The 19,541-nt window shown below is 37.2% G+C and carries 17 protein-coding genes and 1 other annotated feature; of the genes, 1 reads left to right on the top strand and 16 read right to left on the bottom strand.

Going from position 1 to position 19,541, the window contains the following annotated elements; all coding sequences use genetic code 11:
- Positions 1–31: 31 nt before the first annotated feature.
- The 5 genes from COE25_RS12490 to COE25_RS12470 form a co-directional block, all read right to left on the bottom strand.
- On the bottom strand, positions 32–970 hold the full coding sequence (locus tag COE25_RS12490; protein WP_088086077.1) for an ABC transporter ATP-binding protein: 939 nt from the start codon (positions 968–970) through the stop codon (positions 32–34).
- Entirely contained in the window at positions 971–2,065 is a 1,095-nt protein-coding gene (locus tag COE25_RS12485) for an ABC transporter ATP-binding protein (RefSeq protein WP_098932873.1), read from the bottom strand.
- Positions 2,066–2,082: 17 nt separating this feature from the next.
- Positions 2,083–3,111, bottom strand: coding sequence for an oligopeptide ABC transporter permease (gene opp3C, locus COE25_RS12480; protein WP_098932872.1), 1,029 nt, complete (start codon positions 3,109–3,111; stop codon positions 2,083–2,085).
- The gene (opp3b, locus tag COE25_RS12475; protein WP_088086074.1) at positions 3,108–4,040 is read right to left on the bottom strand and encodes an oligopeptide ABC transporter permease; all 933 of its coding nucleotides are present in this window, start codon (positions 4,038–4,040) and stop codon (positions 3,108–3,110) included. The genes opp3C and opp3b overlap by 4 nt, the downstream gene beginning before the upstream one ends.
- Before the next feature lie 115 nt (positions 4,041–4,155).
- On the bottom strand, positions 4,156–5,850 hold the full coding sequence (locus COE25_RS12470; RefSeq protein WP_098932871.1) for a peptide ABC transporter substrate-binding protein: 1,695 nt from the start codon (positions 5,848–5,850) through the stop codon (positions 4,156–4,158).
- A gap of 634 nt (positions 5,851–6,484) precedes the next feature.
- Positions 6,485–6,726: a binding site (T-box leader), on the top strand.
- Between the two features lie 49 nt (positions 6,727–6,775).
- Between COE25_RS12470 and trpS the strand changes: the two genes are divergently transcribed.
- Positions 6,776–7,768 (top strand): tryptophan--tRNA ligase, encoded by a 993-nt coding sequence (gene trpS, locus COE25_RS12460; RefSeq protein WP_098932894.1) that lies wholly within the window; start codon positions 6,776–6,778, stop codon positions 7,766–7,768.
- A 56-nt stretch (positions 7,769–7,824) separates the two neighbouring features.
- Here trpS and COE25_RS12455 read toward each other — a convergent pair whose 3' ends face one another.
- The 11 genes from COE25_RS12455 to COE25_RS12405 all read right to left on the bottom strand — a co-directional run bounded on the left by COE25_RS12455 (position 7,825) and on the right by COE25_RS12405 (position 19,414).
- Positions 7,825–8,571, bottom strand: a complete 747-nt coding sequence (locus COE25_RS12455) for a YjbA family protein (RefSeq protein WP_088086071.1) — start codon at positions 8,569–8,571, stop codon at positions 7,825–7,827.
- 214 nt (positions 8,572–8,785) lie between these two features.
- The gene (gene opp4C, locus COE25_RS12450; RefSeq protein ID WP_088086070.1) at positions 8,786–9,697 is read right to left on the bottom strand and encodes an oligopeptide ABC transporter permease; all 912 of its coding nucleotides are present in this window, start codon (positions 9,695–9,697) and stop codon (positions 8,786–8,788) included.
- Positions 9,698–9,708: 11 nt separating this feature from the next.
- Positions 9,709–10,674 (bottom strand): oligopeptide ABC transporter permease, encoded by a 966-nt coding sequence (gene opp4B / locus COE25_RS12445; protein WP_088086069.1) that lies wholly within the window; start codon positions 10,672–10,674, stop codon positions 9,709–9,711.
- A gap of 164 nt (positions 10,675–10,838) precedes the next feature.
- Positions 10,839–12,554 carry an oligopeptide ABC transporter substrate-binding protein gene (opp4A, locus tag COE25_RS12440; protein WP_098932869.1) on the bottom strand — a complete coding sequence of 572 codons (1,716 nt, stop codon included), beginning with the start codon at positions 12,552–12,554 and terminating at the stop codon, positions 10,839–10,841.
- Between the two features lie 75 nt (positions 12,555–12,629).
- The gene (locus COE25_RS12435; protein WP_088086067.1) at positions 12,630–13,640 is read right to left on the bottom strand and encodes an ABC transporter ATP-binding protein; all 1,011 of its coding nucleotides are present in this window, start codon (positions 13,638–13,640) and stop codon (positions 12,630–12,632) included.
- A complete protein-coding gene (locus COE25_RS12430) occupies positions 13,637–14,662 on the bottom strand; it encodes an ABC transporter ATP-binding protein (RefSeq protein ID WP_098932868.1) in 1,026 nt (341 codons plus the stop codon). Before COE25_RS12430 ends, COE25_RS12435 begins: the two co-directional genes overlap by 4 nt.
- A gap of 139 nt (positions 14,663–14,801) precedes the next feature.
- A complete protein-coding gene (locus tag COE25_RS12425) occupies positions 14,802–15,602 on the bottom strand; it encodes a DUF2268 domain-containing putative Zn-dependent protease (protein ID WP_098932867.1) in 801 nt (266 codons plus the stop codon).
- Positions 15,603–15,735: 133 nt separating this feature from the next.
- Complete coding sequence (gene fabF / locus COE25_RS12420) at positions 15,736–16,974, bottom strand: beta-ketoacyl-ACP synthase II (RefSeq protein WP_098932866.1); 1,239 nt, start codon at positions 16,972–16,974, stop codon at positions 15,736–15,738.
- 61 nt (positions 16,975–17,035) lie between these two features.
- On the bottom strand, positions 17,036–17,968 hold the full coding sequence (locus COE25_RS12415) for a beta-ketoacyl-ACP synthase III (protein ID WP_088086063.1): 933 nt from the start codon (positions 17,966–17,968) through the stop codon (positions 17,036–17,038).
- A gap of 288 nt (positions 17,969–18,256) precedes the next feature.
- Positions 18,257–18,448, bottom strand: coding sequence for a ComZ family protein (locus tag COE25_RS12410; RefSeq protein WP_088086062.1), 192 nt, complete (start codon positions 18,446–18,448; stop codon positions 18,257–18,259).
- Between the two features lie 18 nt (positions 18,449–18,466).
- On the bottom strand, positions 18,467–19,414 hold the full coding sequence (locus tag COE25_RS12405; RefSeq protein WP_098932865.1) for a BMP family ABC transporter substrate-binding protein: 948 nt from the start codon (positions 19,412–19,414) through the stop codon (positions 18,467–18,469).
- Positions 19,415–19,541 lie beyond the last annotated feature (127 nt).

The following is a 19,541-nucleotide window of genomic DNA, read 5'->3' as shown; positions in this document are numbered from 1 at the left end:
AACGATCTCGCAGCGAGATCGTTTTTTTGTTTTATTTAGATTGTACTTTGTATTGTTTGAACTCTTTCTCCGAGCATAGAACAAAGTGACCAGGAGTCACCTCTCTAAATTCAACTGATTCATTAGGCTCGTAGTTATGACTAGCTGGATCATATGATTTCCGTTTCCGTGTCCGTTCACTGATTGGATCTGGAGCAGGAATCGCTGATAATAGTGATTGTGTGTACGGGTGTAGTGGATTTTTATAAAGTTCATCGGCAGGTGCAAGTTCTACCATTTTACCAAAATACATAACACCAATACGATCACTAATGTATTTTACCATTGAAAGATCATGGGCAATGAAGAGATAGGTTAAGTTTTTCTCTTTTTGAAGTTTTTTCATTAAGTTAACAACCTGCGCTTGGATAGAAACATCCAACGCTGAAATAGGTTCATCAGCAATGATAAATTCTGGTTGAACAGCAAGGGCACGTGCAATACCAATTCGCTGACGCTGACCACCACTAAATTCATGTGGATAGCGGTTCGCATGCTCTCTATTCAAGCCAACGGTTTCTAAGAGCTCATATACTTGCTCCATCCGATCTTTTTTTGAATTTGCCAAGCCATGGATATCAATTCCCTCGGCAATAACATCAGCTATTTTTAATCTCGGATTTAATGACGCATATGGATCTTGGAATATCATTTGCATTTTCCGATTAAAATCTTTTAATTGTTTTTTTGACTTTTTACCGTGAACGTTAACTCCATCGTATAATACTTCGCCGCCAGTAGCATCGTATAAACGGATTATGGTGCGCCCTGTTGTTGATTTGCCACAACCAGACTCTCCTACTAATCCCATTACTTCACCTTTAAATATATCAAAAGAGACATTATCTACTGCTTTTACTTCGTTCACTTTACCTTCATTAAAATATTGCTTTAAATTTTTAATTTCAAGTAATTTTTCATTCTGAGCCATTTATTTTCCCTCCTTTTTTCCAGGGAATTGACCTTGATTCGTTTTCACTAGAGTAGCTACTGGAGCATTTCCTGCAAATTGATTTTGGCGTCTTTTTACAGCCTCAGGTGGGTTAACCTTTGGTGCATCAGGATGTAACAGCCATGTAGCTGCATAATGTGTGTCAGAAACTTTAAAGAAAGGCGGCTCTTGCTCTAAATCAATTTTCATAACAAATGGGTTACGCGGTGCAAACGCATCACCTTTTGGAGGATCTAATAAATCAGGTGGTGTCCCAGGAATCGAGAATAACTCCTCGTCATGTGTATCCATGTCAGGCATTGAACTGATTAAGCCCCATGTGTATGGATGTTGTGGATTATAGAAAATCTCATCGGCTGTCCCAATTTCAACAATTTTCCCACCATACATAACTGCTACACGATCCGCTACATTGGCAACAACCCCAAGGTCATGCGTTATGAATATTATCGATGTATCAATTTTCTTTTGTAGATCCTTCATTAATTCAAGAATTTGTGCTTGAATTGTAACGTCTAGAGCAGTTGTCGGTTCATCGGCAATAAGAATTTTAGGATTACATGCCAAGGCAATAGCGATAACAACCCTTTGTCTCATCCCACCGGAGAACTGATGCGGGTATTGATCTACACGTATCTCTGCCTTTGGAATACCAACTAGTTTTAATAAATCAACTGCTCTTTCCTTTGCAGCGTGTCTGCTCATATTTTGGTGTTTAATAAGAGGCTCCATAATCTGGTTGCCAATTTTCATTGTTGGATTTAGTGAAGTCATTGGGTCCTGGAAAATCATTGAAATATCTTTTCCACGGATTTTTTGCATTTCTTTATCTTTAAGTTTTGTTAGGTCTTTTCCTTCGAAAAGAATTTCACCACTTTTAATTTCTGAATTGTTTTCAGGAAGTAACCGCATGATTGATTTTGTTGTAACTGATTTTCCAGAACCTGATTCACCAACGATCGCTAATGTTTCACCATTATATAAATCAAAGCTTACACCACGAATCGCTTGTACTTCTCCAGAAAATGTATGAAACGATATTTTTAAATCCTTTACTTGTAAAACTTTCTCCATTTACATACACCTGCCTTCTAATCACGCATTTTTGGATCCAACGCATCTCGTAATCCGTCCGCCACTAAGTTAAAGCAAACCATAATAATAGCTATCATAATGGAAGGAATAATCATTTGATAAGGAAATGCAATCATAGATTTAAATCCTGAATTGACTAATGTTCCTAAAGATGCATTTGGTTCTTGTAATCCCAACCCAATAAAGCTCAAAAATGCTTCAAAGAAAATAGCATTTGGGATTGAAAACATCGTATTTATTATAATGACACCAAACATGTTCGGAATCATATGTTTAAAAATAATTGAAGAATTGGAAGCACCTAGTGTCTTGGCAGCCAAAACAAATTCCTGACCTTTAAATTTCAACACTTGTGCTCGAACAACTCGGGCCATACTTGTCCAACCGGTTATAGTTAAGGCAAGTATGATTGGAATAATACCTGGCTTTAACACCAAAATCATTAATACAACAACAATCAGGTTGGGAATACCAACAATAACTTCTATAATACGTTGCATAACACCGTCAATTTTTCCGCCTAAATAACCAGATACAGCTCCATATGCAACTCCAATGGCCATATCAATTAATGCTGCCATGAAGGCAATAAATAACGATACTTGTGTACCTTTCCAAATTCGTGCAAACTGGTCTCGGCCTAAATTATCAGTTCCAAACCAGTAATAGGCATCAATTTTCCGAACTTCATATGCGTTATATACTGTGCCGTCTCTCCTGGATAAGGTTCCATCAAATGGAAGCCATTCTACATCCTCTAAACCTTGAATACGCGGCGGCAAGTTATTATGCTTAGTGTTTTGTGTATCGAAATCATACGGCGTAATCATCGGACCAACAAATGCCAAAATAAGCATGATTGCTAAGATCACTAAACTAACAACCGCACCTTTATTCTTCCGAACTCTTAGCCATGAATCCTGCCAAAAGTTCAGGCTCTTTTTGGAGATTTTTTCACTTTTTGATGGGTCAATATGGGCAGGAGCAAACATATCCTTTGAAATTGTAATGTCTTTGTTGCTCATTTAGTTTTCCCCCCCGATATACGAATACGTGGGTCGATGATTCCATATAGAATATCAACAATCAAGATAACAACAACAAATAATACAGCAAATAAAATATTGGTTCCCATAATGACAGGGTAGTCATTCATATTAATTGATTTAACAAATTGTTCCCCTAGTCCTGGAATTCCAAAAATTTGTTCAATAACTAATGAACCAGTCATTAAGCTAACAGCTAAGGGTCCTAATACAGTCACAACAGGTATTAATGCATTTCTTAGTGCATGCTTTAGACTAATTTGCCAACGGCTTGCTCCCTTTGCTCTCGCCAAAGTAATATAATCAGATCCTAATACCTCTATCATTTCAGTACGCATAAACCGTGCCGCAATTGATATCGGAAACATTGCTAGTGCAATGGTAGGCAAAATGGTATATTCTGGTCCTTTCCATAACATAACAGGAAGCCAATGCAATTTAACAGAAATATAAAACTGAAGCAATCCAGCAAATATAAATGACGGTACTGATTTTCCAACTACAGCAATAAATGTAGACCCATAATCTATCCATGTATTTTGCTTTAAGGCAGCAATTACACCCAAGAATATGCCAATTATTGCACCAACTATCATAGCTTGCAAACCTAATTGTGCAGATGGCCCAATGCGGTTAGCAATAAGTTCTGTTACAGGGGTATTGTCAAATTGAAAGGATACTCCTAAGTCACCCTTTACCAAATTCCTCATATAATTAAAATATTGAACAGGCAGAGGTTCATTTAAACCATATTTATCCAGCAAAATATCGCGCTGAACTTCTGAGAGCTTTTCGAAGTTATTAAATGGGCTACCTGGAATTAGCTTCATGAGGAAAAATGTAAGTGATGTTACGATTAAAAGTGTAATTATCATATAGCCAGTTCGTTGTAAGATATATTTTGCCATGACTACACCTCCTAATATTTTTCTAAATATTCGACGTTTTTTGACAATTCCCATACAGGTAAAAAGAGAGTATATTGAAGAAATATACTCTCTTTCTATTTGATTAGTATAGCTACTATTTTGTGATTTTAATCCACTGGTAACTATAATCTGGACCGAATGCATGGTGCGCAAAGCCTTGAACCTTCGGATTGATAAGCAGGTTAACTGAACGTTGGTAAAGTGGTGCGATTGCCGCATCATCTTCTAACAAGATTTTTTCTGCATCTTGTAGAGCTTTCCAACGATCTTGTGGCTTAGCTACAAGTTCTTCACTAGCTGATTTAATTAACTTATCAAATTCTGGATTACCATAATCCATGTGGTTTTGTCCGCCGCCAGTAACCCATAGATCCATGTATGTCATAGGGTCAGCGTAGTCAGGTCCCCAACCACCCATTAATAGATCGTAATCTTGAGCGTCTTCACGAGCAATACGAATTTTGAATGGTACAGCCTCGACAGTAATTTTTAGTCCAGGTAAGTTTTTCTCTAATTGGTCCTTAACGAAAGCGTCAGTTAATTTTGAAGTTTCAGTATCTTGACCAACATAAGTAAATGCTACTTCTTTAAGGCCTGTTTCTTTAAGACCTTTTTCCCAAAGCTTTTTAGCTTCTTCTTTGTTAGTGCTTAGGTAAGTTCCAGCAGTATCACGGAAATCTTTACCATCTAAGAATGAGAAACCTTTTGGTACAAGGAAATCAGCTGGGATAGATCCGTTTGCTAATACATCTTCTGTTAAAGCTTTTTTGTCAACAGATAAAGCAATTGCTTTACGGATGTTAACATTTTTCAATGCTTTATTCTTTTCGTTCATTTTTAACCACCAGATAGATGGCTCTTGGTAGCGTAGTAAATCTTTTTGTCCTTCAAATTGAGAAAGAATCGCAGCTTGTGCAAGCTTCCCTGTGATATCAGCTTCGCCTGCAGTATATGCGTTTGCAGAAGCTTGTGGATCTTTAGAAACGTTAAAGTTGATTTTCTCTAAAGTAACGTCTTTAGCATTTACGTAATCAGCATTCTTTTCTAATACCCATTCAGTTCCAGTTGGGCCATCCCACTTAGTCATTTTAAATGGACCATTGTAAAGTAGGTGAGTAGCATCTTTCGCAAAGTTAGCGCCTTCAGCTTCAACAAACTTTTTGTTTTGTGGGTAGAACAATGGGAATGTTAGGTAAGATTCGATGTATGGAAGCGCTCTCACTAAAGTGATTTCCACAGTATAATCATCTAATGCTTTAATACCTAAATCTTCCAGTTTCGCTTTACCAGCAACAATTTCAGATGCATTTTTAATTTTGCCTTCCATGAAGTATGCGCCATATGGAGCAGCAACTTTCGGATCAATTGCACGTTGCCATGCAAACACAAAATCATGAGCAGTAACCGGGTCACCGTTTGACCATTTTGTATCTTGTTTTAGTTTAATTGTGATAACAGTTTTGTCATCATTGTATGTTGGTGCACCCTCAGCAACGCCAGGGATAACTTTTTGGTCAGGATCTAAACGATATAAACCTTCGTTTGTAGCATTTAACATTGTGAAGCTTAATACGTCTTGGGACATTACGCTGTCCATTGATGGAATTTCTGCAGTTTCAAGAACATTAAGAACTTGTTCATCTGCTAGAGTTGTTTCCTCAGTGCCAGCATCTTTATTGCCTTCATTCGTTCCTTTGCCTTCATTCTTGTCTCCGCCTGAACATGCTGCTAGAAACATGCTTAGAACTAGTGATAGTACTAAAAGTAGTGAAAGTTTTGATTTCTTCACTAGTAGACCTCCCTTTTCTATTATTCTGAAAAATTACTACATTCTCTATTATACATATTTTAAATTAATTGTACATTATTTTTTACAATTTTATTTACAGTATTGAAACATTCGTTACGTATTGGTTACAAATTCCTGTGTTATAATTTACACTTATACTAATTTTTTTGTATAATATTAAGTATCTACCCTTATTAAATCTATGTTTTGGAGGTTATACTGTGAATTACAGATTAAGGAAAAGACTTTTAATATTGGCACTAACACAGTTGCTTATACTAATAATTTCTTCACTTTCAAAAAAAGGATTTTCTTTATTAAGTTATATCGATATATCGTTTTATGTTTCTTCTTTGCTCCTTCTTACTTTCTTACTTCTTTATACGATAAATTCTGGCTTTTACGATGGTATTGGTAAATCATTTAATTTGGCTTTTTCAAGAGGGCAAAACAATAGAAAGTTCGAAGATATTCCTGCATTATCTGAGCTCATTACATTCAATCAATCCCCCCTTCTATTTCATGGATTAGCTAACTTTCTCCTAATGCTAATCTCCTGCTGCCTATATTATTTTTTACGGACTTGAAATTAAATATACAGTTCATTTATAATAAGAACAATTGTATAGTTGCTTAACAGGCTATGATAAAGAGTAGTACGTATTTTCCTTCGTTTCAGAGAGTTTGTGGCTGGTGTAAACAAACACGAATAAATACGGAATGGACTTTGGAGCCTCTGTCTGAACATATAAAAGTAGGATTTGACGTTTTCCTTGCGTTAAAAGGACTCCCGTTCGTCATTGTGGATGATTGTGGAATTGAGTGACTCTTTATTGAGTAATTTAGGGTGGTACCGCGGAACCATTCGTCCCTATTAGTTTTATGGGGATGAATGGTTTTTTTATATATTTTTAGGAGGAAATTAATCATGAAAACGATTTTTTCTGGTATTCAGCCGAGTGGAACAATAACACTTGGTAACTATATCGGAGCATTAAAACAGTTTGTTGAAATGCAAAACGAATACAATTGTTTCTTTTGTATCGTTGACCAGCATGCCGTTACGGTTCCACAGGATCCAATAACACTTCGCAAAAATATTCGAAGTTTAGCGGCATTGTATCTAGCAGTTGGAATTGATCCAGAAAAAGCTACTTTATTTATTCAATCAGAGGTCCCTGCTCACGCCCAGGCAGGATGGATTATGCAATGTGTTGCCTATATTGGAGAACTTGAAAGAATGACACAATTTAAGGATAAATCTACTGGTAAAGAGGCTGTGCAGGCAAGTCTTTTAACTTACCCGCCACTCATGGCTGCGGATATCCTCTTATATAACACGAATCTTGTACCTGTAGGTGAAGATCAAAAGCAACATTTAGAATTAACACGAGATTTAGCTGAAAGATTTAATAAAAAATACAGGGACATGTTGACTATCCCTGAGATTAGTATTCCTAAAATTGGTGCTAGAATTATGTCATTGCAAGAACCAACAAAAAAAATGAGCAAATCAGATCCAAATAAAAAGGCAATTATCACACCATTGGATGACCCAAAACAGATTGAGAAGAAAATTAAGAGTGCTGTCACCGATTCAGAAGGAATTGTTAAATTCGATAAATTAAACAAACCTGGTATATCTAACTTATTATCGATTTATTCTATCCTAGGTGGTAAATCAGTATCAGAAATTGAAGGAATGTATGAAGGGAAAGGATATGGTGATTTTAAAGGCGATTTAGCAGATGTCGTCGTAAATTTCTTTCAGCCTATTCAAGAAAAATACTATGATTTACTCGAATCATCAGAACTCGACCGGATTCTAGATGAAGGTGCACAAAAGGCAAATCTAGTGGCAGCAAAAACCCTTAAAAAAATGGAAAATGCAATGGGACTTGGTAGAAAAAAAAGATAACAACAAAAAGCCTGACCCACAAAAGATATGGAATACATATCTTTTGGGTCAGGCTTTTAATTTACTTTCGGACCGTGCTCCATTTCCCAAAGCTTTTCAAAAAACGGCTGTCCTTTTATTAAATTTTCACAAAATGTCTCATGGCGCTTAGACCACCCATACTTTGTTTCCTCAAACAATTGTTCCCATGCAGCTTCAAAATTTAATTCTTGAATGGTTGAATAATGCTCTGGGCACCATTCGGTATACCAATATCTAACTTCTGCTTCATTACTAGATGAGAGCAATTGATCTAAAGCCATAAATAACAGTTGTTTTAATTGACGCTCTTTTCTTGTTAAACCTCTCATTAGTTCTGGTTCAGGTGAGAGAATATGATAGTCCTTCATTTTTTCATGTTCATAAAAATGATATTTAGTAGCCTCATGTTGAGCAATCATTTCGTACACCAATTGCTCTTGTCTAGGTATTAACCGACTTTTTCGAATCGGGATATTATAGCCAATGGTATCAATTGCTAAGATCCCAATTCCATCAGTTACCACGAAGCAATAGTCAAGTTGAACTCTTTCATGGTTTTTTCTTAAATAGGCTTTCTGATAAATATCATCTAGTAGTTGTTGAGGTAATTCCGACAAATCGTTTTCAATGTACTTAAACAAAACAGGCTCAACTTTTATAAGTGGTACCTGATCTAACAGTTCCACCCCGTCATCCTTACGCCATTCATGAAAGTGACATACATTATAACCGTTTTCTTCCCCTTCAAACCAATTTACCCATACATCATGAAGATACAACATTTTACAACCCCTCACTTCAAGAAACTGTTTGTAAATCAGTATGGGCAGACCTTAGTTAAATTATTCCTTTATATATATTTTGCTCCAATTTCAATGATTGACCTACTTTTTTAGAACCTGTCCTATTATATATCTTAATGTATATGGGTAAATGATATTGGTTATTCCCGAATGAAAAGAATCACAAAAAAATCCACCACATGAATGGCAGATTTTATCTTTTTGATTTTGGATTGAAAGCATCCTTTAGTCCTTCTCCGATAAAGTTTATCGATAAAATAGTAATCGTTATAATTAATGCCGGCGGTACCCATATCCAAAGCTTAAATTGGAGAACATCCGGCTCGTTTGCCGAATTCAACATATTTCCCCAACTTGGAATTTCCTGAGGCACACCAAAGCCAAGAAAACTTAATCCTGTTTCAGCGACAATCATTGTCGCAAATGTAATTGTTGCTTGCACGATAATGGTAGATAAAATGTTTGGTAATAGATGTTTCATAATTACTTTGGCTGGTGAACAACCAATTGAAATAGCAGCCGTAATATATTCATTTTCTTTTTCGGCGAGGATTTTACTACGGACAATCCGGGCGATTCCCCCCCAGCTTAACAAGCTAATGGTGCCGATTAATACCCATAACCCATTTACTTTTCCAAAAAGAATGGCATTAAGGACTATTACAAATACTAGAAATGGAAAGTTTAAGATAAAATCAGTAAATCTCATTAATATACTATCTACTGTTCCACCAAAATAACCTGAAATAGAGCCGATCAATGTCCCAAGTATAATGACAAATAATGTGCAACTCATTCCAACTAATAACGATATGCGGCCCCCATAGAGTAATCTTGTAAAAACATCCCGACCGGCTTTATCCGTTCCAAGCCAATGATCACCCGATGGTTCTAACGACATTTGACCAATATTAATTCTAGTAATATCTGCAGTTGTAATAAAAGGAGCTAGTATCGAAACAATAGTAACAATTAATAAAAAGATAAAGCTGACCATTGCTAATTTATTTTTTACAAATTTCTTTCTAGCAATGGCAAAAGGAGATAAACTTTTTTTCGGGGGTGTGACGGTAACATTTTTTTCGTATTGTGTTACAACTTTCATTTTTTCTCCCCCTAATCTAGCCTAATTCTCGGATCTACAACACCATATAATACATCTGCTACTAAATTGCCGATAAGTGTTAAGAAAGAGAAAAACATGGTCAATGTCATTAATACCGGATAATCTCTTGTCCCGACAGACTGCAGGAATAATTGTCCAAGACCTGGATATGTAAAAATTGTCTCGGTGATAATAGCACCACTAATAATGGCGACAATATCAAAGCCTAAAAAGGTTATAAGTGGGATAATTGAGTTTCTTAAAATATGAACATTGTAGATCTTACTTTCCGGAGTCCCTTTTGCACGAGCAGTACGAACATAATCTTTACGGCTATTTTCAATAATATCGTTACGTAAAAATTGCGTATAACTTGCTGTACTTAATAATCCAAGTACGATAGCAGGTAAAAAAACATGGTGAAAACGGCTTAGCCACCATTCTAATGTTCCATCTGTAACACCAATGTCTACTGAGCCATTAGATGGAAACCAGCCTAACTTAAATGAAAAGAAAAAGATGGCGAATACCCCTGCAATAAAGGATGGAATGGCCAAGCCTATGTAGTTTAATCCTCCTATTAGGTTATCCATTAAGGTATACGGCTTTCGACCTGCATATGAACCCATAAAAAATGCAAGGACGTAGGTTATTAAGATAGCTGAAAGGCCTAATAGTATGGTGTTAGGGAGACGTTCTCCAATAACCTCAGATACAGCAATTTTGAATCGTGTTGATTTCCCAAAATCCCCCTCCACGAAACCACTAATCCAACGGAAATACTGCTGAGGCATCGGATCATTGTATCCCAATTTCTCACGCATTTCTGCGATGTATTCTGGATTTGTATTTCTTGGATCAATCTCTCCACTAAGAGAATCCCCCGGCATTAATTTTGCCAAGGAAAACACTACTATGGAAGTAAGGAGTAACATTGGAATCATTCCCAATATTCTACGAAATGCATATTTCAACATGTGCATTCTCCTTGTCTATAAGCTTTGGTAACCACAAGCTGTATATCTCGCCTAATTTGTTCAAATAGGAGAAGCAAAGTCTTCTCCCATTTGAAGTTCAAAATTGAGTTGTCAGTATTAGTAAGCCTTTAAAACAAATTGTATTAACTTTTTAGAAAACTGTTCTATTGTTTTATCCACCATTCATTTGGACGGTTCATACCAGATACGTCAAATTTAACTTCCTGCACTCGCTTGCTAACAGCCATTGTTTCTTCTAGTTCAGCAATTGGTAATGCCGGAAGATCTTGCATGAATAGTTTTTGCCATTGTACATATAGATCCTTACGTTTTTCGTTATCTGTTCCAACAACACTGATATCAAGTGCTTGATCCAACAATTTATCACTATCCGCATTTACCCAGCGTGGATAGTTCCAAAGTGCTTTTGAGCCCCAAAGTGGAGTTGGATCTGGATCTGCACCAGTTGACCAGCCTCCGAAGAATACTTCCATTGATTTGTCCGCTTTTTCAAGCATTTCATAGTAAAGATTTACATCAGTCATCGTTAATTTAGTTTTCAATCCAACAGCTTCCCAATATTGAGTCATTGCTTTGGCACGAGATTCAAAAGTTGGGTTATCCGTTGCATAGTGGCTGAAGTTTACAACGAATTTCTTACCGTTTGGATCTTCACGGAATCCATCGCCATCAACGTCTTTGTAGCCTGCTTCATCTAATAGTGATTTAGCTTTTTCCGGATCATATTTGTATTGCTCTAAATCTTCATTAGGTGCTGCAATCCAATGGTTTGTCGGGATTGGACGGTTTACAGGCTTACCTACACCAAAGAAGAACGCCTTAACCCATTCCTCACGATTGATTGCATAATACATTGCTTCACGAAGCTTTTTCTCTTGGTATTTTGGTTCGTTCATGACGTTTTTCTCGCCATCCCAAGTACCTAATCTGAAACCAACATAGTAATAGCTTACGCCAGGATAAGTTACTGCGTTTACATTATCAAGCGCTTTAACTTGATCAATAATACTAGGATGGAAAGAAGTCATATCAAGCGTTCCATTTTTAAGTTCTCCTACGGAAAGAGATGGGTCGATCACTTTAACAACGACTTTTTCGATATGCGGTTTGCCTCCGAAGTAATCATCAAAGCGCTCCATTTCAACTGATTCACCGGGGATAATTTTAGAAACTTTAAATGGTCCTAAACCAACTGGCTTTGTACGAACCTGTTCAGACCCCATCATATCTTTTACAGCAATTCCTTTAAATGCAGTACGGTTCATAGGGTATGTCCAAAGATTATCCAAGTTGTTTACACGGGCCTTATCGAATGTAATTTGAATGTGGTAATCGTCGACTACTTTAATACCAGCGATTTCCTTTGCTTTACCATCATGATAATCTTGTGCACCCATAATGTTTCTTACGTTATCAAAGCGCGGACCTTCATAATCCTTGTCAGCAACAACTTTCAAAGCGAATTCCCAATCCTTAACTGATAATTCGTCCCCGTTGTGCCATTTAACACCTTGTTTGATTTCGAAGTCAAACACTTTATTGTCTGCTGTTTTCCATGAGGCTATATGTGGTTGTGCCTTGAGGTTCTCATCATAATCAATTAAGTTTTCATCAAAGAAATCAATTACATATGCATCAGTTTGTGTACCATAAAAAGAGTAGTTAAATTTACCTTCAGGTGCCGAATCCAGTGCATATACAAGTGTGCCGCCATCCTGTGGCTTTTCGGATGTTTCGCCACTGTTACCTTCATTTTCATTTTTCTTAGTACCCGCTTTTTCACCGCCGCTGCAAGCTACTAAAAATGCGGAAAGAACCAGCATTAATGCTGCTAACATAAGCATACTTCTCTTCTTCATTTGTTTCCCCCCTAATTGTTTTATATTTTTCCTTTTGCTAATGACTAGCTCCAGCCCCTAAGCACTTTCACTTTTCTAGTAAAGGTGGCAAGCTACTCGATGAGAGGGCTTCACCTCCTTTAATACTGGCTTACTTTTAGAACATTCCTCCATTGCCATTGGGCAGCGAGGATGGAATGTGCATCCAGAAGGAGGATTGATAGGGCTTGGCACATCACCTTTTAATATGACCCGCTCCTTTTTCACCCTGGGATCTGGAGTTGGAATAGCTGAAATTAATGCCTGTGTATATGGATGGAGAGGTTCAGCGTATAGGTGGTCTTTATCCGAAACCTCAACCATATTCCCTAGGTACATAACACCTATTCGGTCACTCATGTGTTTAACAACACTTAAGTCATGCGCAATGAAAAGAAAAGTAAGATCAAATTCTTCCTGTAAGTCCTTTAACAGGTTTAATACCTGTGATTGGACTGATACGTCTAGTGCTGAAACCGGTTCATCGGCAATAATTAATTTGGGTTTTAATGCTAGAGCTCTTGCTATTCCAATTCTTTGGCGCTGTCCCCCAGAAAATTCATGGGCATACTTGTAATAGGCATCGGGCGGCAAGCCTACTTTATCTAACAAATCCATGACTTCCCGTTTTAACTCAGCTTTATCTTTTTTTGAAAAATTATAAATGGGCTCTGCAATTATATCTCCAACCATTTGCATGGGATTCAAAGAAGCATAGGGGTCCTGAAAGACCATCTGCATATCTTTTCGAATCTCTCGAAGTGATTTACCAGTTACTTTGGTAATGTCTTTTCCATTAAAGAGAATTTGTCCCCCCGTTGGTTTAAGTAAACGAAGAATGGTTCTCCCTGCCGTAGATTTTCCACATCCGGATTCACCTACTAGTCCAAGAGTTTCTCCTTTTTTTATCTCAAAAGAGATATTATCTACCGCTTTTACATTTCCAATAGTGCGCTTGAAGAACCCACCTTTGACTGGATAATAGGTTTTAAGATTTTTAATCTCTAATAGATTTTCAGATTGAGAGGAAGAATGGGGTTCCTTTTTATGTATATAAATGGTACTCATTTTTTCACCCCTTCTCTTGGCTTGCTAGTTTCAAAGAGCAAACAGGCAACCTCATGGCCTTGTTCAACATCTTCAAGCAAAGGGGTAATTTTAGTGCATTCAGGCATGGAGTTTGGACATCGATGGGCAAAACGGCAGCCAATTTTCGGCATATTTATAAGCGATGGGACGATACCTTTAATCGAACTTAACCGTTCTTCTTGTCCATCCATTTTCGGGATTGCCCCTAAGAGCAAACTTGTATATGGATGTTTAGGATTATGGAAAAGTGTATCCACATCGGTCCGTTCTACAATCCTTCCAGCATACATCACCATTACTTCGTCACACATTTCAGCAATTACACCCAAATCATGTGTAATCAAAATAACAGACATATCATTTACGGTTTGTATATCTTTTAAAAGTTCGAGAATTTGGGCTTGAACGGTAACATCGAGGGCAGTGGTTGGTTCATCAGCAATTAATAATCTGGGTTGACAAGCAATGGCAATGGCGATCATGACGCGTTGTCTCATCCCGCCTGATAATTGGTGCGGATACTCATCAACGAGTTTTTCTGGCCGAGAGATGCCAACACTTTTCAATAAGGCGATCGATTTTAACCGAGCCTCTTTTTTAGTAATCTTTGTATGGTTAAAAAGGACTTCTTGGAGTTGATATCCAATTGTAAAGACTGGATTTAATGAGGTCATTGGTTCTTGGAAAATCATGGAGACGTCTTTCCCGCGAATTTTATTGATTTGTGATTCGGACATTTTCTCAAGATTTACTCCATCAAAAATGACTTCTCCTGATTTTATTTTTCCACTTCCTTTCGGTAGTAACTTCATAATGGAAAGGCTCAAAACAGACTTACCACAACCAGATTCTCCAACAATACCGATAATTTTCCCTGGCATTACATGGAAAGAAACATTTTCTACTGCATTATAATCATTTCCGTCAATATCAAAAGCGGTCTGTAAATTTTTCACTTCAAGCAATGGTGCCTCTTTGTGCAGCGATTTTTTTGCGCTCATAGTACACCTTCCAATTTTTTTGAATTATTCAGTTTATTCTATATATTCAATAAAATTCTATTACAGAATTGTTACAATTGCAAGATTTTTTTGCACAATTCCTAATATATGTTATTTCACCATTAAAAAAAGCCTTATTTTACTGGCTTTTTTCGAAGGTTTTATTATAGTATTCTAGATATTTTATTGCAGGGTTTATAAAAGATAGTTTTGTAGAATAATTATTGTTTTTGTAAAAATGTTCAACCAAATGATATCCTGCAGCATAACCTAATAGATTTGGCAGTCTTCCTCCACCATAAAGTAATTCATCGTGTTTCTTTTCAAATTTTTTTGTGTTTAGCTGTTCTTTCAAATATTTCTCCCAAAAATTTAATAACTCTTTTTCTTTATACATACGGCACCATGGTGCTAAATATTCCCGTCCACAATTTTTTAAAACTGCATATTCTGCCAGTCCTTCTATGATAATGGAATCAAGCAAAGTATAGTCTTCCAGCTTTTTATCTAACAACCTAAGCCGGCAGACGTGGTGGTATTCATGAATCATAAGTGCCTCTACTTCTTTTGGGTCATCATAGGTAGAGAGAAAAAGAAACATTTTATCTGGGAACGAAACACCAGCCTTGCTTTTAACTTCTCTGATAAAAAAACCTCCTGACTGTGCTACTGGAAAGAGAAAAATTGGTATGTCAGGGCCATTCCATTTATGTTTATATTTATTAAATAGACGCTCTACTTTATCCCATGCTTTTTGTTCCTTCATCTGAACAAGATTGTTCCTTGCGGCCCTAGACGCCCGATACATCCCAAAATCCATCAATTGATTATAAATTTCCTTTGCGGTTTGTTTTTTAAAATATGGCTCTAATCTTTCACAAATCTTAACTGGTCTGTCAATCTCCACCTCTAACCATTGCTCTGTTCGAATGATTCCCATTACTTCACCCCATTTAACTTCACTCACCCTCTGATCAGTTTATTAAATGTAACCAAAAGTGGTTCATGTAATTCTGAGGTATTATATCTCAAAAAAAATTCGACCAGAAATCATCTCCGGCCGAATTTTTTTCTTATTCATATTTTTTGAAAACAATCGTTGCGTTGTGGCCGCCAAAGCCTAGCGAATTACTCATGGCTGCCTTAATTTCTTTCGAACGTGCTTTATTGACTACATAATCTAAGTCACATTCAGGGTCTGGTGTTTCATAATTCATAGTTGGAGGAAGGATGCTGTCTCTTATTGCTAAAACAGTGAAAATCGCTTCTACACCACCTGCTGCACCTAGAAGGTGTCCTGTCATAGATTTAGTTGAGCTGATTGCTAATTTATATGCATGTTCGCCAAATACTTCCTTAACCGCAAGGGTTTCAAACTTGTCATTATATTCAGTACTAGTCCCGTGCGCATTCACATAATCAATTTCCTCAAGTTTTAATCCGCCATCATTAATAGCCATTTTCATTGCACGGGCACCACCTTCACCACCAGGTGCTGGTGCAGTTATATGATAGGCATCACCAGTTGCCCCATAACCAATAATTTCGGCATAGATTTTAGCACCACGTGCTAAGGCATGATCAAGTTCCTCCAGAACAATGATCCCGGCACCTTCACCAATAACAAAGCCATCGCGGTTTTTATCGAATGGTCTGCTTGCTGTCTTCGGGTCTGGATTTGTCGAAAGAGCGGTATTCGCGCAAAAGCCTGCGACAGACATTTTTGTGATTGGTGCTTCCGCTCCACCGGTCACCATTGCATCTGCATCGCCGCGTTGAATTACTTTAAAGGCATCACCAATGGAATTAGTTCCTGTTGCACAGGCTGTTACTGTACAAGAATTGAAGCCTCTTGCGCCGAGTATAATTGAAACCTGTCCTGTTGCCATATCAGGAATCAACATTGGTACAAAGAATGGGCTTACACGCTTGTAACCTCTCTTCTGAAATATTTCGTATTGCTGTTCAAATGTTTCCATTCCGCCGATGCCAGAACCAATCCACACTCCAACACGATGGGAGTTATCTTCATTAATTGTTAAATTAGCATCTTTTACTGCCATTAATGCCGATGCAACTGCAAACTGTGTAAAACGGTCCATTTTGCGTGCATCTTTTCTATCCATAAAGGCTTCTGGGTCAAAATCAGTAGATTCTGCGGCAACTTTTGCAGGATATTCATCTGCATTAACTCTTGTCAATGGCCCAATCCCTGATTTACCTTCTAATATGTGCTTCCATGTTGTTTCAGCATCATTTCCTAGTGGCGTTACTGCACCTATGCCTGTTACAACGACCCTGCGTTTTTCCATGTTATCTATCCCCTTCATTTCGTATCTTGTTTCGTATGGTTATTTATCAAAAAAATTCTCTTTATTTTCCCCATCTAATGGCAATTGCTCCCCAAGTTAATCCTCCGCCGAAGCCAACCATGACAATGAGGTCATCATCTTTAATTCTTCCCTCTTCTAAATCTTCCACAATCGAAATTGGAATCGATGCAGCAGAAGTATTACCATATTTATTAATCGTTTTGGACATTTTTTCGACTGGCAGATCTAATCTTTGTCTAGATGCTTCCATAATACGAATATTGGCTTGATGAGGAATAAGGAAATCAACATCATCCTTTGTTAAACCTGCTTTTTCGAGAACATTGATACAGCTTTCCCCCATTTGCCTTACAGCAAATTTGAACACTTCTCTACCATTCATAATAATATATTCATCCTGGTAAAGGTGTTTTGATCCAGTCCCATCTGCCCCAAGCTCAAAGGAAAGGATTCCGCGATTTTCTGAAACAGGTCCAATAATGGTGGCACCAGCGCCGTCCCCAAACAATACTGCCGTATTGCGGTCACTCCAGTCGGTAACTTTCGAAAGCTTTTCCACGCCAACGACTAAGACATATTTATAAACTTCGGTTTCAATGAATTGTTTCGCTGTCACAATTCCGTACATAAAGCCAGCACATGCTGCACTGACATCCATCGCTGCCGCCTTTTTTGCTCCCAGCCTTTCTTGAATTCTGCAGGCAACCGATGGAAAAGGAGTATCAGGTGTAACTGTAGCTACCAAAATTAAATCAATTTCTTCAGCGGTAATTCCAGCATCTTGAATGGCCTTTTTTGCTGCTTCAAATGCCATATCTGATGTATTAACATCATCGGTAGCAATTCTTCTTTCTTCGATACCTGTCATCGTACGAATCCATTCATCAGAGGTATCCATTATTTTTTCTAAATCCTTATTGGTGACAATTTTCTCTGGTAAATACCTGCCAATCCCAACAATACCTGCTTTCACAAGTTCCAACTCCTTTTTTTCGCAAGATTCTCTATATCCTAAAGTTTAATATCAATTATTATGACTTGGTACTAATTTTATCAAATAAAGCCTATTTTAAGCAACTGTTTCTTCTTATTTCACTCTCCGCAAAAGTATATTCCATTAAATAAAATGGCTCAATTAAACTTGGCAGTTGATTTACGCTTCAGGCGCTTCGCTCCAATCAACTTGGCTGTAAAATCAACAATAATCCTTAACATAGCAAAAAAAATAAATAAGCCCCCTATTCGAGAGCTTACTTCCTCTTTATAGTTCTTTTCGACCTTCAGCTAGACCGAGTTCATATGCTTCTTGCATGACCTTTGTAAAAAGATTCATGAATGGCTCGATTAATTCCATTGATAATTCCACACCAGCCGTGTCCAATTGTTCCTTTGCTTCTGGTAAGTATTTCATCGCGATCTGCATAAATTGAAATGTTTTATCTTGACTGTTCATATGTACTCCTTCAATTTTTCATTTTGGCAAGTTTCCTGTTTTTTTATAATCTTCAATTTGATTGTTTATCTTCTGAATGAATTCTTTGTTTACATGAGGACTAAATTTACCAAGTGAAATAACATTGTCTTGAAAATCATAGGAAAGGTTTCCTGTCTTTAGTTCCCCTTTATTGTATAGATCTGCAACCTTTTCATATAAAATGTCTACCTGCTGTATGGTACTTGTTAATACCGTAGATTCACCTAAATCAGATTGGTCCGAAACGTAACCGATTACATACATGCCGTGTTCCTTTACCGTTTCTATTACTGGCACATTAAACCCGTCACCAGCAGGATAAATCACATCAATTCCCTTTTCCATCATGTCATTTGCTAATTGAACGGCTTTTATTTCATCATCCCAATTTCCTACATATTCTATACTAACATTCGTGTTTTTATTTTCAGCCAAAGCCCCCTGATAGAAGCCCTCAATCTCTGGCTGCCATTCATATGCAGCTATAACACCGACATTTTGTGCTTTTGACATATGTGCAGCTACCATTCCTCCAAAAAAACCCATCGCGTGTGCTTTAAAATTCAGACTAGTTGTGTTTTTGTTTTTAGCATCACCATTAAAACTAATAAAATGAATATCAGGATAATCCTTAGAAAGATTATTAAAGTATTCAGCATATTCAGACCCATGGCCGAATATTAGATTTACTCCTTTTTGGTCAAACTCTTCTACTGCACGTTCGACAACTGCTTCTGAATTCATCCCTTCTTTATAAAACACATCCACATCAAATTTTGACTGTATCTTTAACAAACCTTTAAAGCCCTTCGTCCCCCATACTTGGTCATTGACCGTTTCGGGTACTAACAATCCAACCTTTTTTATTTTACCTGTAGGTTTTGTAGCTCCGCAGGCACCAAGCAAAAAAAGGCATAAAAGTATGATTCCGAAACGGTTTATCATTTCATGCATCTCCTTTGTACTGTTGCCATTTCTATAACACGTTTCCTTTACATTATTAATTTATAGAACAAAGGAAAATAATTCTATGACTGCTTTTTCCAATTTTATTCTAACCTTTCAACAAATA

Origin of the sequence: Bacillus sp. AFS031507, from assembly GCF_002584635.1 — a bacterium.
Lineage (GTDB): Bacteria > Bacillota > Bacilli > Bacillales > Cytobacillaceae > Neobacillus.
The sequence above is the reverse complement of the archived record's forward strand: the minus strand, read 5'-3'. Positions and strand labels throughout refer to the sequence as shown.